At 51.7% G+C, this 14,553-nt stretch carries 13 protein-coding genes; all 13 read right to left on the bottom strand.

The features are described 5' to 3' along the window. Positions 1-131: 131 nt before the first annotated feature. A complete protein-coding gene (gene hemN / locus BFW38_RS11375) occupies positions 132-1,529 on the bottom strand; it encodes an oxygen-independent coproporphyrinogen III oxidase (protein ID WP_068998827.1) in 1,398 nt (465 codons plus the stop codon). A gap of 123 nt (positions 1,530-1,652) precedes the next feature. After that, complete coding sequence (locus BFW38_RS11370) at positions 1,653-2,345, bottom strand: sulfite exporter TauE/SafE family protein (protein WP_068998825.1); 693 nt, start codon at positions 2,343-2,345, stop codon at positions 1,653-1,655. Next, on the bottom strand, positions 2,338-2,616 hold the full coding sequence (gene ccoS / locus BFW38_RS18390; protein WP_084004605.1) for a cbb3-type cytochrome oxidase assembly protein CcoS: 279 nt from the start codon (positions 2,614-2,616) through the stop codon (positions 2,338-2,340). Before ccoS ends, BFW38_RS11370 begins: the two co-directional genes overlap by 8 nt. Next, positions 2,613-5,090: a heavy metal translocating P-type ATPase gene (locus BFW38_RS11360; protein ID WP_069000412.1), complete on the bottom strand. Its 2,478-nt coding sequence runs from the start codon at positions 5,088-5,090 to the stop codon at positions 2,613-2,615. Before BFW38_RS11360 ends, ccoS begins: the two co-directional genes overlap by 4 nt. 159 nt (positions 5,091-5,249) lie before the next feature. Beyond that, the gene (locus BFW38_RS11355) at positions 5,250-5,744 is read right to left on the bottom strand and encodes a FixH family protein (RefSeq protein ID WP_068998823.1); all 495 of its coding nucleotides are present in this window, start codon (positions 5,742-5,744) and stop codon (positions 5,250-5,252) included. A gap of 101 nt (positions 5,745-5,845) precedes the next feature. Further along, complete coding sequence (gene ccoG, locus BFW38_RS11350; RefSeq protein WP_068998821.1) at positions 5,846-7,306, bottom strand: cytochrome c oxidase accessory protein CcoG; 1,461 nt, start codon at positions 7,304-7,306, stop codon at positions 5,846-5,848. A 172-nt stretch (positions 7,307-7,478) separates the two neighbouring features. Beyond that, a complete protein-coding gene (ccoP, locus tag BFW38_RS11345; protein ID WP_068998819.1) occupies positions 7,479-8,480 on the bottom strand; it encodes a cytochrome-c oxidase, cbb3-type subunit III in 1,002 nt (333 codons plus the stop codon). Continuing rightward, entirely contained in the window at positions 8,470-8,688 is a 219-nt protein-coding gene (locus BFW38_RS11340) for a CcoQ/FixQ family Cbb3-type cytochrome c oxidase assembly chaperone (protein WP_068998817.1), read from the bottom strand. The genes ccoP and BFW38_RS11340 overlap by 11 nt, the downstream gene beginning before the upstream one ends. 4 nt (positions 8,689-8,692) lie before the next feature. Further along, positions 8,693-9,301 (bottom strand): cytochrome-c oxidase, cbb3-type subunit II, encoded by a 609-nt coding sequence (gene ccoO, locus BFW38_RS11335; RefSeq protein ID WP_068998815.1) that lies wholly within the window; start codon positions 9,299-9,301, stop codon positions 8,693-8,695. A gap of 16 nt (positions 9,302-9,317) precedes the next feature. Then, complete coding sequence (gene ccoN / locus BFW38_RS11330; RefSeq protein WP_068998813.1) at positions 9,318-10,739, bottom strand: cytochrome-c oxidase, cbb3-type subunit I; 1,422 nt, start codon at positions 10,737-10,739, stop codon at positions 9,318-9,320. A 487-nt stretch (positions 10,740-11,226) separates the two neighbouring features. Continuing rightward, on the bottom strand, positions 11,227-12,573 hold the full coding sequence (locus tag BFW38_RS11325; RefSeq protein ID WP_068998811.1) for an MFS transporter: 1,347 nt from the start codon (positions 12,571-12,573) through the stop codon (positions 11,227-11,229). A gap of 104 nt (positions 12,574-12,677) precedes the next feature. Beyond that, on the bottom strand, positions 12,678-13,457 hold the full coding sequence (benD, locus tag BFW38_RS11320; RefSeq protein ID WP_068998809.1) for a benzoate diol dehydrogenase BenD: 780 nt from the start codon (positions 13,455-13,457) through the stop codon (positions 12,678-12,680). Next, positions 13,454-14,512, bottom strand: a complete 1,059-nt coding sequence (benC, locus tag BFW38_RS11315; RefSeq protein ID WP_068998807.1) for a benzoate 1,2-dioxygenase electron transfer component BenC — start codon at positions 14,510-14,512, stop codon at positions 13,454-13,456. The genes benD and benC overlap by 4 nt, the downstream gene beginning before the upstream one ends. Between the last annotated feature and the right edge of the window lie 41 nt (positions 14,513-14,553).

Raw genomic sequence — 14,553 nt, 5'->3', positions numbered from 1 at the left:
GTACACCCTCCCTATATTCGGATGGTTTGCGAGTGAAATAGGTGTCCATTATCACTCTTTTATGACTTAACGCAATGCGACGATTGCATTTCTGCGATTAATCTAAAAGATTGATCTTTAGCGTATCAATATTAAATGATACGTGAATACTTCTGAGTTTGTTGGCTTTGGTTGAGATAAGCATCGAATACCATGCAAATACTTCGAATCAACAGTCGGCCTGCGGGGGTGACGACAAGACGATTACCTTGTCGTTCTAAAAGCCCATCCTGTTCATGCTGCTGAAGCCGGATCAACTCATCGGCAAAGTAGTCATTAAATGCAATGTCGTGCTGTTGTCCAAAAGTGTCGCCATCGAGCTCAAAATGACAAATCAGCTGATTGATAGCTGCACGTCGAATGATATCATCCTGCGTTAATTTGAGCCCACGGATCGTGGCAAACTGCTGGTTGCCAATACTGGCCTGATAAGCCTCTGCATCGTGATGGTTCTGGATATAAGTCGGACCGACTTGGCCAATCGATGAGGCCCCAATAGCTAACAGATCGCACTCACTATGAGTGGTGTAGCCTTGGAAGTTTCGATGTAGGCGCCCTTCACGTTGTGCCAATGAGAGACTGTCATCGGGCTTAGCAAAATGATCCATCCCGATGTAAACATAGCCCGCTTTGACCAATCGGCCAATACTATGTTCAAGAATTTTCAACTTCTCATCGGCTGAGGGCAGGTCGGCTTCGTTAATTCGACGTTGCGGTTTAAAGCGGCTGGGTAAATGCGCATAGTTAAAGACCGACAAGCGGTCTGGCCCCATTTCAATCACTTGCTCTAAGGTATCACTAAAACGGGCAAGATCCTGATGGGGCAACCCATAAATTAAATCGAAGTTGATTGAGCGAAAGCCGAGCGCTCGTGATTCATCCAGAACACGTTGGCTCATTTCACGGGGTTGTACACGGTTAATCGCCTGCTGGACCTCGAGATCTAAATCCTGTACGCCGATGCTGACCCGGTTAAACCCAAGCTCACGTAAAAGAGGCAGCGTGGTATCACCTACTTCGCGAGGGTCGAGCTCAATCGAGTAATCGCCTTGGTCATCGTCCCGCAGGTTAAAGCGTTCACGCGTCGCATCCATCAAACGACGCATTTGTTCGTCAGATAAGAATGTGGGGGTACCACCGCCCCAATGAAGCTGTTCGACACTGCGTTGTGTATCGATATGGGCGGCCAGCATATCCATTTCTTGAATCAAGTGGGCCAAGTAAGGCTCACACTTGCGCGTATCTTTGGTCGCGATTTTGTTGCAGCCACAGTAAAAGCAAATCTTGGCGCAAAAAGGAATATGGAAATACAGTGACAAAGGGGCACCTGAAGCATTGCTTTCTGACAATGCTTGTCGATAGTCCTGCTCAGTAAACCCGCTGTGAAACTGAGGTGCTGTGGGGTATGACGTGTAGCGTGGGCCCGCAAGGTCATAACGCTTAATGAGCTCGGGCTGCCAGTCAATACGAGTGAGGTCTGGGTGTTTCATAGACAAGTCTTTCAAAGCTTTTGATTAAGCGCCATGCTAGACCTCTGGCCATTATGGCCTCTTGATCCAGGTCAACTTTTTTGCGTACTGAAAAACAGTCATGGCGTTAACTGAGTGAATGTTTTAGCCGGCACCTTTTAGCTGGTACCACAGCGGGGCCAGTTGCCACAATGCAAATAAGAGCAAAATGAATGCTGCGAGATGCCGCCAAACCGGGTGCCTGAGTGCTGTGCGTAAGCGGTCGGCCATAAACCCAGTGACCAGCAGTGTCGGAAGTGTGCCGAGGCCGAAAGCCAGCATGATCAAAGCCCCATAGAGGCCACTACCGCTGGACAGCGCCATAATGAGCATCGAGTAGACTAAACCACAAGGCAGCCAGCCCCACAGGCTGCCCAAGAGAAACGCTTGGCCGCCATGTCGGACAGGGAATAAACGTCGTCCGAGGGGTTCAATCCGTTGCCAAAGCCCCTTCCCGAGGGTTTCGATGTGAATCAAGCCAGACCACCAGCGACCAATATAGAGCGCCATTAACACCAGCATCAGGGCAGCCAGCGCCCGTAACCCCATGGCAACGCCCATCCAGCTTTGTCCTAATAGCTGACCCAGGCTACCTGCAATCAATCCAGCCAAACTGTAGCTGCTGATTCGCCCTAGGTTATATCCCAGCAACATACCTGTAATTTGACGTGGCTCGCGACGACCAGGCGGTAATGCCATCGTCAGGCTACTGACTATGCCACCACACATGCCGATGCAATGCCCTCCACCCAGTAATCCGGCAATCAGTGCGGCTGACCACAACGATTGTTCAATCATGGCGAGGATGCTGTGATGGCGCCGAGTTTGTGGCGGACTGTGATGAATCCGAGTTATGAGCCGAGCTTTGCGGCGTTGATGCGGCGGACGAGGCGTCGCTCTTAGTGCTTGTTTGCCCGGTATGTCGAGGGTCATCGTCATCAAAAAGGATGCTATAAGCCGGGCCTTCGAGGTCATCAAACTGCTTGTTATCAACCGCCCAAAAAAAGGCCCATACCGCCAGTGCCAATAAAATTAATGACAACGGAATCAGTAGATAAAGAATACTCATGCAGAGCTTGCCTCCATGACGGGTGAGGATGCCTGTTCACGGTAGCGGAGTCGGAGTGCATTGAACAAGACCATCAACGAGCTGAGCGACATACCAATTGCCGCAAGCCAGGGTGGCACCCATCCCATGGCAGCCAGTGGCACCACTGAGAGGTTATAACACAGCGAAAGCCCAAGGTTTTGGCGAATAATATGTTGTGTCTTGAGCGCCAGTTGCCGTGCTTCTGAGAGCCTTTGTAAATGGGATGAAACCAATAAAGCATCGGCACTGGTGCGAGCCAAGTCAGTGGCTTGTCCCATAGCGATCGACACTTGAGCACCGGCCAGTACCGGAACATCATTGATGCCATCACCGACCATGGCGACTTGATGACCTTCAGCTTGAAGCTGTTGCAGACGGGCCAATTTGGTCTCAGGCGTCGCATGACCTTGATAGTGGGTCAGTCCCAATATTTGGGCAATATGTGCGACATGATCCGGGTGATCGCCACTGAGAAGTTCCAGTGTCAAACCTTGTTGTTGTAGGGCCTGGACGGCCTCAATGGCGTCAGCTCTGAGGCGGTCACTCAGATTAAACCAACACAGGGGGCCTTGGTCGTTAGCCATGAGGAGCCAGAGCCCTTCTGACTGGGGACGTTCAAGTGTCGCTTGTGGCCAAGCAAAGTCGGGGCGTCCTAAACGTAAAGTATGCCATTGCCCCTGTAGGTCGCGTGCTTCGCCTTGGATTCCCTGGCCAGTGACCACCTCCAGTTGGCGCGTGGCGAGCGGCGCTTGATCGTTGGTTTCTTTAAATGCTGTTGCAATCGGGTGGCTCGACTGTGCCTCAAGTGACGCGGCCCAACGGATGAATGCTTCTTGTGGTATCGATTCGGTTTCAGGTGCTAATAACAGGGTCTGACTCAGATGAAGGCGCCCTTCCGTGAGGGTCCCGGTTTTATCCAGAATTAACGTATCGGCTTTCGCCAGAGCTTCCAGTACATGTCCCCTTGTTACCAGTAATCCACGCTGACGCAAGTGACTGTTGGCGACCGTCAGCGAGGTAGGGGTGGCCAGTGAAAGCGCGCAAGGACACGTGGCGACTAATACCGAGAGTGCAATCCAAAAAGCATGATCCGACCCGAGCCACCACCAAACGCCATAAGTGCCTGTGGCCAGAATGAGAACCCCTAAGACAACATAATGAGCCAGATGGCTAGCGATTGCAGCGACCCGCGGTTTTTCCTCCAGCGCTCTGTCCATTAATCGCATGATATCAGAGACCCGTGACTGGGCTGCGGCTTGAGTGACCTCAATATCCAGCGGGCTATCAATATTTTGTGTTCCGGCCATCACCTGATCCCCCGGTTGTCGGGGGACTGGCATGTATTCGCCGGTGAGCGCCGCTTCATTAATGCTGGAGTGTCCTATGACCACAGTGCCATCGGCAGGCAGTGTTTGTCCGGGGCGAACACGAATACGCTCTCCCGGCGCCAACATCTCGGCAGTGACCACCTCCTCCGTCCAGTGATCACCATTGGCGGTGAGACGGATAGCGCTGCTTGGCAGCAGGGTATCGAGGCGATTACCTCCACGACCAATACGGTGGCGTGTTCGCATCTCGATATAGCGGCCAAATAATAGGAAAAAGGTGAACATGACAACAGAGTCAAAATACACCTCGGGCCCGTGGGTCACGGTGGCGTAGACACTGGCACTGTAGGCCAGACCGATAGCCAGAGAGACGGGTACATCCATGGTGAGGTGGCGGGTTTTTAGATCACGCCATGCGGCGGTAAAAAATGGTCGTGCGGAAAAGAAAACTACGGGTGTGGTTAAGGCCAATGATAGCCAGCGGAAAAGCGCTTTGAAGCTGTCATCGATCCCATCAAAGGCACCGACATACAGCGCTGAAGCGAACATCATCACCTGCATCATGCCGATGGCCGCGACGATGAGGCGGCGGGTGGCCATCCGCTGTTCATACTCCAACTGCTGCTGATGTTGATCAGGTTGGTAAGGTCGGCTGGGGTAACCAATCTGCTGTAGCTCAGTTAAAATCTGGCTGAGTTGGATGCGTGCGGGATCCCAGATGAGCCGTGCGCGATGGTCAGAAACATTGACCAGTAGGCTGGTGACCCCCTCAAGACGACCAATATGATGTTCAATCAGCCAAGCACAGGCCGCACAGGTCATGCCATCAATCGCTAATTGGGTATCACAATGGCCTTGCTCATCCTGATGGACAAAACGGGCCTGTAATTCCGGACGATCAAAGATATTCAGGTCCGCCTCACTCAGGTGTGTTTCTCCTTCAGGGCGTTCAGGCATTTGCGTGCGGAACTGATAGTAGCTATCCAAGCCACCGTTAATAATGGCATGAGCTACCGCTTCACAGCCACGGCAGCATAGGGCATGTGATTCGCCATTGACCTCAACACTGAAATGGTGTCCTTGAGGAATCGGCTCACCGCAATGATAACAGGACGGTTCATGCATCAGTTTTGATCTTTCCGGTCCGTGGTGGGGCAATGCCTTACCCAATAACATCTTATGAGCGGTCATTGGATAAGGCGAATCAATCAGGCGCTCATGGCTGTGGTGTTGCGGGGCTCAACAATATGTCAGAAAGCCCCAAACATGCCATAGCCCTCAAGATTATTGAACAGCGGATAGCTTGATTGTTTGGTGGGCCGGGAAGCTGGCGCGTCCAGTCAGACGCCACACTTTACCTGCGGGCTGCAGCTCTAGATCCCACTCGTATTGAAGCGCATGAGGCAAGGTACCGACATAGCGATAATTGCCTTGGTGCTCAAGGGTGATCGCTAAATCTTGGCGAGCTCGGGTCGGGTTGATGAGTTTCAGTGCCAGCGAAGCGGGTTGACTGGAAAGGCCATTCAGTTGGAGTGACACCTCTTGATCAGTGAAGGTCATATCAGCTTCGACCCCAAGAGTCTTGGCCGCATGGTCTCGAGCCAGTACCTGGTTCACGGCCAGCCCATCTTTGTAATAGGTATCACTTACCGTACCATCGAACACTTTAATGGAAATGGTCAGCATCGTGATTCCAACGGCGACAGTAAACAGTAAAGGCGTGAGAATAAACCACGGCCAGAACTGTTTGTACCAAGGGGTGAATGACATTTCACTCATGATCAGACCTTCTGATGCATTACTTCATGGATAAAAGCCCTTGGGAAACGATCACCCCAAGGGCATAAGATCATTACTTGTTCACTAAAGTTCATCGACCATCAACGCTGTACTTGGCCGATAAAACGTGACTTTTTACTGATACTAATGGGGGTTGAGCCTTCATCACTGACGGCGGTCATCAGGACATCTTGTGCCGGCGCTTGCATGGCATCAGGATCAACGATCAGCTGTACCAGGAATTCACGGACTTCATTCGGGCCGAGTTGAATAGACCTTGTCCCTTTTAACTCAATGCCAGGAATACCACTGACCGATAACTCAAAGGCGCGCGGCTGTTGAGTCATGTTCGCGATTTTTACACGATAACTGTTTTCAATTTCACCGCTATCGGTCATCCGCAGTAATTGGTTTCGGTCTCGCAATACTTCCAGTTCAGCGGGCACACGAGTCCCCACGGCAAACGTAAAGGCGGCGATCATGCCCACCAGCACCATAAAGTAACCAATCAAACGAGGGCGTAAGATCCGGCTTTTACGGCCTTCTTGCTCATTTTCAGTGGTATAACTGATGAGCCCAGGGGCATACCCCATTTTCTCCATGACCTGATCACAGGCGTCGACGCAAGCGGCGCAAGTAATGCATTCATACTGAAGACCATCACGAATATCAATACCGGTTGGGCAGACCTGAACACAAAGGTTGCAGTCAATACAATCACCCAGCCCTTGAGCTTTGTGGTCAGCCGATTTTTTACGCGCTCCACGCGGTTCGCCACGTTCTTGATCATAGGAGACAATGAGGGTGTCTCGGTCAAACATGACGGATTGGAAACGGGCATAAGGGCACATATAGATACAGACTTGTTCACGTAACCAGCCTGCATTGAGATAAGTGAAAAAGGTGAAAAAGCCTAGCCACCACATTTCCCAAGAGCCGAGATCAAATGCAAAGATATTGGGAATCAACTGACGAATCGGTGAGAAATAGCCGACAAAAGTAATGGCGGTTGCGGCCGCAATCAGTAGCCAGATGGCGTGCTTGGCACTTTTGCGAGTCAGCTTGTCGCGACTCATGGGCTGGTGATCTAGCTTGCGTCGTTTATTTGGGCTTCCTTCCGTGACATCTTCAGCCCAAATAAAGAGAAACGTCCAGACACTTTGTGGGCAGGTATAACCACACCAAACTCGGCCCGCAAAGTTAGTAATAAAAAATAAACCAAAGGCACAAATAATCAAAAGCCAGGCGAGCAAAACGAAATCTTGAGGAAAGAAGGTTGCCCCAAAAATATGGAACTGACGGTTTGGCAAGTCAAAGAATATGGCCTGACGCCCATCATATTGCAGCCATACGGTGCCAAAATAAAGCAACATAAGGAGCCAGTTAAATAGGCCTCGAAGCTTTTGAAAAGTGCCTTTAATGCGCCTCACATAAATATGTTCACGCTGGGCATAAAGAGAGCCACCCCCCGCTGTATTTTGGGCCCCTATGTTTTTGGAATCTATGTTTTTGGGATCTATGGTTTTAGGGGTGACATCCTTTGTGGGGATTTTATCCGTCATTGCATTCACCAGGCAGTTAAAGTGTCATCATCAAGATCGTCGGTTCATATCCATTTTTTTAATGTAAGACGTTCAAGCGTCTTATCTCTGTTTTATATCAAGATTATCCAGCTTGAATGCTAAAGGGGAATGCGACATAGCGCCGCATTCCCCTGCTTCTGACGGTCCGTGATTACGGCTTGTTGGAAAGGCTATAAACGTAGGCAGCGACCAAGTGCAGCTTAGGCAGCAGCTTTGCTTTTTGCTCAGGTGACATGTTGCTTAACTCTCCCATAGAGGGTAGATCGGCACCATAGTCCAGATAGCGAGCCTGAGAAGGCATGAGGCCATTACGACCATTGCGTAAAGTGTACTCAATGGAGGCGGCCAAACTTTCTTCAGGTTGTTTATATAGCCAAGTATTGTCGGTCAGGTTGGGTGCGCCCAGCTCCATGCCGTGGGCGGCACTTCCTTTACCATCAGTACCGTGACAAGAAGAACAGACGGCAGCAAATAGCGGTTTAGCTGCGGCGGCTTGTTCTGCATTGTGCTCAGCACCTGACAGGCTCATGACATACTGTGTCATGTTGGTCACACCATCTTCACCCAGAATATCGACCCAGGCAGGCATGAGGCCATTACGCCCCTGAATAATGGTGGTCCGAATGGTTTCTGGATCCCCCCCATACAGCCACGCATCATCGGTGAGGTTCGGGAAGCCATAACCGCCTTTAGCTGCCGATCCGTGACACACTGAGCAATTATTAACGAAGATGCGTTCAGCAACTTTCATCGCTTCAGGATCATTGGCCAGCGTCTCAATATCAATGGCGGCATACTTATCAAAGATGGGCGCATAGAATTCTTCTGCGTGAGCCATCTCTTGTTCCCACTGGCCAGTGGATGACCAGCCAAGCAGCCCCTTCCATTGACCAAGCCCTGGGTATAGCGCCAGATAAACTAAGGCAAAGATGATCGTGGCTACGAAGAGCATGAACCACCAGCGTGGCAGTGGATTATCATATTCTTCGATGCCGTCGGCAGCATGACCGGTGGTTTGTACATCCCCATCAGCGGTCATGGGTTTCTCAGTTTTGCGGTTTCCAGCGAGCAGGACAAAGCAGAAGGCAATCACACCCAGGGTAATTGCTGTAATCCATATCCCCCAGAAACTGCTCATGGATTCATTGATCATGTTTCTTCATCTCCAGTGATGAGCTTTCATCATCCGGGTTATGGGCGTTTTTCTGCGACGCCTCATGAGCCTCATCATCAGCAAATGGCAGGTTGGCGGCTTCATCGAAGCTCTTTTTCTGATGCTTGCTATAAGCCCAGAATACGATCCAGCCAAATGCGATCATCAGGATGACAGAGAGAATGCCGCGAAAAACGTTAATATCCATAACCTTACCGCTTGTCGTTGAGGACAGTGCCGAGTTGCTGTAAATAGGCGACCAGCGCATCAATTTCTTTATGCCCTTTCACCTGTTCACCAGCACCATCAATTTGCTCATCGGTATAGGGCACACCGACTGTACGCAGTGCTTTCATTTTGGCACCGGTGTCTGCCCCATCCAGCGTATTCTGGAATAACCAGGGATAAGCTGGCATCTTCGACTCAGGGACTACGTCACGAGGGTTGTAGAGGTGAGCCCGGTGCCAGTCGTCACTGTAGCGACCACCAACACGTGCCAGGTCTGGCCCGGTTCGTTTAGAGCCCCAGAGGAAGGGGTGGTTATAGACGAACTCACCGGCAACTGAGTAGTGACCATAGCGCTCTGTTTCTGCACGGAAAGGACGAATCATCTGTGAGTGGCAAACATTACAGCCTTCACGGATATAAATATCGCGTCCTTCGAGTTCCAGTGCGCCTAAAGGCTCCAGGCCTTCCACGGGTTGCGTGGTTTTATCCTGGAAAAACAGCGGTACGATTTCAGCCAGGCCCCCGAAACTGATCACGACCAGAATCAGCACGGCCATCAGGCCGACATTCTTTTCAATAATTTCGTGTCGCATCATTCATTCCTTCTGATCAGGCCGCTTGAGCCACAGCTTTTTCAGTCGATGGGCTCTTAATAGTGGCAAAGACGTTATATGCCATGATCAGCATACCGACGACCCAGAAACAGCCCCCAATCCAGCGAACGACGAAGCCGGGGTGGCTTGCTTCCAGCGCTTCCACGAAGGAGTACATCAGCGTGCCATCAGCATTGACTGCGCGCCACATCAGACCCTGCAGGATGCCATTGACCCACATAGAGGCGATGTAAAGGACGGTGCCGACAGTGGCGAGCCAGAAGTGCACATTGATCAGGTTGGTGGAATACATCTGCTCTTTCGCAAAAATGCGCGGAATCAGATGATAAATAGAGCCGATACTGATCATGGCGACCCAGCCGAGAGCACCTGCGTGCACGTGACCAATGGTCCAGTCGGTATAGTGGGAAAGCGCGTTAACGGTCTTGATTGACATCATCGGACCTTCAAACGTGGACATCCCATAGAAAGACAGAGACACGACCAGGAAGCGTAGAATCGGGTCTGTACGCAGTTTGTGCCACGCACCTGAGAGTGTCATCATCCCGTTGATCATACCGCCCCAAGAAGGTGCCAGCAGAATCAGTGACATGATCATACCCACGGATTGCGCCCAATCCGGTAGCGCGGTGTAGTGCAGGTGGTGAGGACCAGCCCACATATAAGTACAGATCAATGCCCAGAAGTGAACGATTGATAAGCGATAGGAATAAACCGGGCGCTCAGCTTGTTTCGGCACAAAGTAATACATCATGCCCAAGAAGCCGGCCGTCAGGAAAAAGCCTACTGCGTTGTGGCCATACCACCACTGGGCCATCGCATCGATCGCGCCCGCATACGCCGAATAGGATTTAGTTAGCGTAACTGGAATCGCAGCACTATTGACCACATGCAGAACCGCAACGGTCAAGATGAAAGCCGCATAGAACCAGTTCGCCACATAAATGTGCGACGTCTTACGGATTTTTATCGTGCCTAAAAAGACGATCGCATAAGCCACCCATACTAGGGTGATCAAAATATCGATCGGCCATTCCAGCTCCGCATACTCTTTCGAAGAGGTGAAGCCCAGCGGTAACGTAATTGCCGCTGCCACAATCACCGCCTGCCACCCCCAAAACGTAAAGGCAGCAAGGCCGTCCGAAATTAAGCGGACCTGGCAGGTTCGTTGTACCACATAGTAAGACGTTGCAAAGAGGGCGCAGCCCCCAAAGGCAAAAATCACCGCATTGGTGTGTAACGGACGTAAACGTCCGAAGCTTGTCCACGGAAGGTCGAAGTTCAGCGCAGGCCATGCGAGCTGAGCTGCGATCAAGACACCGACTAACATACCGACGATGCCCCAGACCACAGTCATAACGGCGAATTGCCGAACGACCTTATAGTTGTAGGTCGGGTGTTCAAACGCTGTGCTCATGTCAGGTTCCCATAACAGCAATTTTTTAATGGAGGAATCCAGCCGCCAGTGTCTTGGAAGTGGCGAAGCTGGGCCATGATGCAAGTCAACGGTTGTGAAGCCAGTGTCCTGAAGGGCTTAAAAAGGCCCTGCCTGACAGGATCTTGTTCAGTTTAGTTGAATAAGTTGAACTTGATGCTGACCTTGATCAGCTCTTGGTCATCCAACAAGAAAATAAGTGTGTTTAAGAGCCGACTGACATGAAGCCGAACATAGACATGAGAGAACCGTACTATCCCTAGAATGGAATAGTTAAGACTGTATCGAGCTGAATAGCATTCATCTAAGCGGAAAGTACATATTTTTTGCTCGATTAGGTCTGTGTGATATCTTCAGATCAAAGCAGTCACGGCAATGTGTTGTGTTGACACTGCTGAAAAACGCCCCGCGTTACCTCATGCGGGGCGAGTGAAAGTGCCTGCCATGGTGGTGGTAACAATGACGGGGCTTAACGATGACTGGCTTCCAGAGAGGACTTATTCGGGCCTTGCACTGATAGTTTAAAGCGTCGGTCGACCAGTGCGATGGCGACAGTGGCGATCGCTCCGGGTATGGCTAACGCCAAGAAGTTCTGGTGATGAGGCAGCGCCAGTGCCAGCAGAGTACCGCCTAACATAGGCCCGACGATGGCACCGTTACGCCCGATACCGGAAGCCCAGCCTAATCCTGTCGACCGAATCGTTGTCGGATAGTACTGCGCCACATAGGCATAAAGCAGTATCTGGGAGCCAATGGTGGTGGCCCCTGCAATGCCCATCAGGGTGTACAGTAATCCCATGGGGTGTTCATAGCCCAGCATCATTAATGACACCGATCCCAAGATAAAGAAAGAGACCAGCACTGCTCGCAGAGAGAAGCGGTCGGCCAGCCAGCCACCGCCAACAGCGCCAATAATCGCGCCGATATTCAGTACCATCAGGAACATCAGGCTAGAGCTGAGGGCGTATCCGGCCATGGACATTAACTTCGGCAACCAAGAGCCCAGTGCATAGACCATCAATAAGCAACAGAAGAAGGCGGTCCAAAACATGGTCGTGCTGAAGGCGCGTCCGCCACGAAACAGCGCCAGTACAGAGGCCTTGCTTTCCTTCGTGACTGGCGCTGTAAGCTGATCTTCAGCCGTCAAGTTCAGATCAGGATCAAGCTTATGCAGAATTGTACGGACATCGCGATCTCGTTTCTGAGCCATCAAGAAAGCGACTGACTCGGGGAGAAACTTCATTATTAACGGCAACAACAAGAGCGGCACCACCGCCAGATAGAACATGATTTCCCAGCCGAAATTGGGGACGATCCAGATGCCAAGCCCCGCTGACATCATACCGCCGACGGCATAGCCCGAAAACATCAGGGCCACCAGTGTGCTTCTACTTTTTTTAGGTGAGTACTCACTCATCAGTGAGACCACATTAGGCATCACTCCGCCAATGCCAAGCCCTGCGATAAAACGCAGAATGCCGAATTGCCAGGGGGTCGTGGCCAAGCCGTTAATCACCGTCGTCACGCTGAACAGCACCACGCATATTAAGATGGTTTTCTTGCGCCCGAGCTTGTCGGACAGCATGCCAAACCCCATTGCGCCGAACATCATGCCAAATAAGGCACTGCTGCCTAAAAGCCCGGCGACGTAGGGGCTGAGTGCCCACTGTGCCATCAGTAATGGGAGGACGACCCCATAAATCACCAGATCATAGCCATCGAAAATGATGATCAGGGTGCACCAGAAGAGCACTTTCCAATGGAAGGGGCTGAATTTGGCATGGTCAATGACATGACTTACGTCCAGATGTCTCATGATATGGCCCTTGTTATTGTCTTTATGTTTGGAGGGTCAGGACTGTGTTATCGCTACTGAATGAGGTGAATTAAGGTTGATGAATGGGCAAGGCGTTGAGCGCCTTACCCCAGATCGCCTCCTGCAACAGGTAGCACGGTGCCGGTGATATAGCTGGCGGCATCAGAGGCCAAAAACAGTATCGGCTCGGCTTGTTCGTCAAGGGTGCCGTAGCGATGCATCAAGCTGCTATCACGGGTTTGGTCGATCAGGGATTGATACCAACTTTTTTCACGCTCCCCTTGAGCTTCAGTATTCCTCGGGGTCAGTCGTGTCGGGGCTTCAGTACCACCGGGCGCGGTGGCGTTCACACGAATGCCCTGTTCGGCGTACTCGAAGGCGAGATTGGCGGTTATCGCATTGACTCCACCTTTGGCGGCGCCATAAGGCACGCGCATCAGGCCCCGAGTCGCCACAGAAGAAACATTCACAATGACGCCGCTCTTCTGTTCGACCATGTAAGGCAGGACCGCTCGGCAACACCACAGGGTGGGAAACAGTGAGCGTTGTATTTCTTTTTGGATTTGTGCCGGTTGATAGTGCTCAAAAGGCTGTGCCCAAATGGTGCCACCGACATTGTTGATCAGAATGTCGATTTGGCCGAAGCGCTCATGGGCGCGGGCCATCGTCTTTTCCGCACCTTCCCAGGTTTCTAGATCCGCCTGTACGGCCAAAGCATCGACCCCTCGAGCCTGCAACTCAGTGGCAAGCCCGTGGACATAATCGGCCCTATCGACCAGCACCACATGTGCCCCTTCATCAGCGGCCAGCTCGGCCACACGCTTGCCAATGCCTTGGGCCGCACCGGTCACGACCATGACTTTATTACTGAATCGTGCCTTCATGCGACATGCTCCGCTTGCTGATTCGAGGCGCCTGCGTCATGAGGCGCTTGGACATTGGGGGTGAATTTTTCGTAATAGAATGAGTGCGGCGTGATGCCTTGTGCATTGAAGTGTTTGAGCACGGCATCCACCATCGGCGGCGGCCCGCAAAGATAAACATCGACATCCCCATCATTGATGGGCGCGTCTTGCATATGCTGAGTCACGAAGCCTTTAAGTGGGTGCTGACTGGATTCGTCGGCGACCACTGTTTTGAAACTGAAATGTTCGAGCTGTTGAGCCCAGGCTTCCAATGCTTCGACACCTACCAGGTCTTCATCGTGGGTAACGCCATAGATCAAGTGAGTGGGGTGTTCACAGCCTTTCTCCTGTAAGGCTTCGAGCATGGCCAAAAATGGTGCTAACCCGGTGCCTCCAGCCAGCATCAGTACAGGGCGTTCCACGGCGCGCTGATAAAATACCCCCATTGGGCCGGTTAGCGAGACTTGATCCCCGCTTTTGGCCTGTTCCACGAGCCATGAACTCATCAAGCCCCCTGGCACGTTACGAATCAAAAAGCTCAACTGGCGACTGCCTGGACGGGAGCTAAAGGAATAGGCGCGCTGCTCATCGGTGCCGGGGACTTGGATATTGACGTACTGACCTGGCAGAAATCCGATATCGGCATCCGCCGTGATCTTGAGCTCAATGGCCGTCGGTGAGAGTAAGTTCACTTCATCTACAGTGCCGTTGATCGCGCTGTTTTTAGATTTATTACACAGTGAGAAGGCGGCGGGAATTTCCACGACGCAGTCACTTTCCGGCACCATCTGACAGGTCAGGACCATGCCCTGCTCAACTTCTTCATCTGAAAGGGCTTCGTCAAGATAGTCTTCACCTAGGTCGAATTGGCCTTGGTGACATGCGCCCTTGCAGGTGCCGCAAACGCCATCGGAGCAGTCCATGGGGAGATTCAATTGCGCACGATAGGAGGCGTCGAGTACGGTTTCACCCGTATTACAGGTGATCACTCGGGTGACACCATCTTCAAAATTCAGCGCCACTTGGTAAGTCATGATGTACTCCTTCATCAATTACAGCGGGTGCGATGACCGCT

The sequence above is a fragment of the Terasakiispira papahanaumokuakeensis genome, assembly GCF_001709345.1.
Classification (GTDB): domain Bacteria; phylum Pseudomonadota; class Gammaproteobacteria; order Pseudomonadales; family Halomonadaceae; genus Terasakiispira; species Terasakiispira papahanaumokuakeensis.
The sequence above is the reverse complement of the archived record's forward strand: the minus strand, read 5'-3'. Positions and strand labels throughout refer to the sequence as shown.

Bases quoted from the DNA above. Each gene is read 5' to 3' on its own strand.
- hemN (WP_068998827.1), bottom strand. From the start codon at position 1,529: ATGAAACACCCAGACCTCACTCGTATTGACTGGCAGCCCGAGCTCATT.
- BFW38_RS11370 (WP_068998825.1), bottom strand. From the start codon at position 2,345: ATGATTGAACAATCGTTGTGGTCAGCCGCACTGATTGCCGGATTACTG.
- ccoS (WP_084004605.1), bottom strand. From the start codon at position 2,616: ATGAGTATTCTTTATCTACTGATTCCGTTGTCATTAATTTTATTGGCA.
- BFW38_RS11360 (WP_069000412.1), bottom strand. From the start codon at position 5,090: ATGCATGAACCGTCCTGTTATCATTGCGGTGAGCCGATTCCTCAAGGA.
- BFW38_RS11355 (WP_068998823.1), bottom strand. From the start codon at position 5,744: ATGAGTGAAATGTCATTCACCCCTTGGTACAAACAGTTCTGGCCGTGG.
- ccoG (WP_068998821.1), bottom strand. From the start codon at position 7,306: ATGACGGATAAAATCCCCACAAAGGATGTCACCCCTAAAACCATAGAT.
- ccoP (WP_068998819.1), bottom strand. From the start codon at position 8,480: ATGATCAATGAATCCATGAGCAGTTTCTGGGGGATATGGATTACAGCA.
- BFW38_RS11340 (WP_068998817.1), bottom strand. From the start codon at position 8,688: ATGGATATTAACGTTTTTCGCGGCATTCTCTCTGTCATCCTGATGATC.
- ccoO (WP_068998815.1), bottom strand. From the start codon at position 9,301: ATGCGACACGAAATTATTGAAAAGAATGTCGGCCTGATGGCCGTGCTG.
- ccoN (WP_068998813.1), bottom strand. From the start codon at position 10,739: ATGAGCACAGCGTTTGAACACCCGACCTACAACTATAAGGTCGTTCGG.
- BFW38_RS11325 (WP_068998811.1), bottom strand. From the start codon at position 12,573: ATGAGACATCTGGACGTAAGTCATGTCATTGACCATGCCAAATTCAGC.
- benD (WP_068998809.1), bottom strand. From the start codon at position 13,457: ATGAAGGCACGATTCAGTAATAAAGTCATGGTCGTGACCGGTGCGGCC.
- benC (WP_068998807.1), bottom strand. From the start codon at position 14,512: ATGACTTACCAAGTGGCGCTGAATTTTGAAGATGGTGTCACCCGAGTG.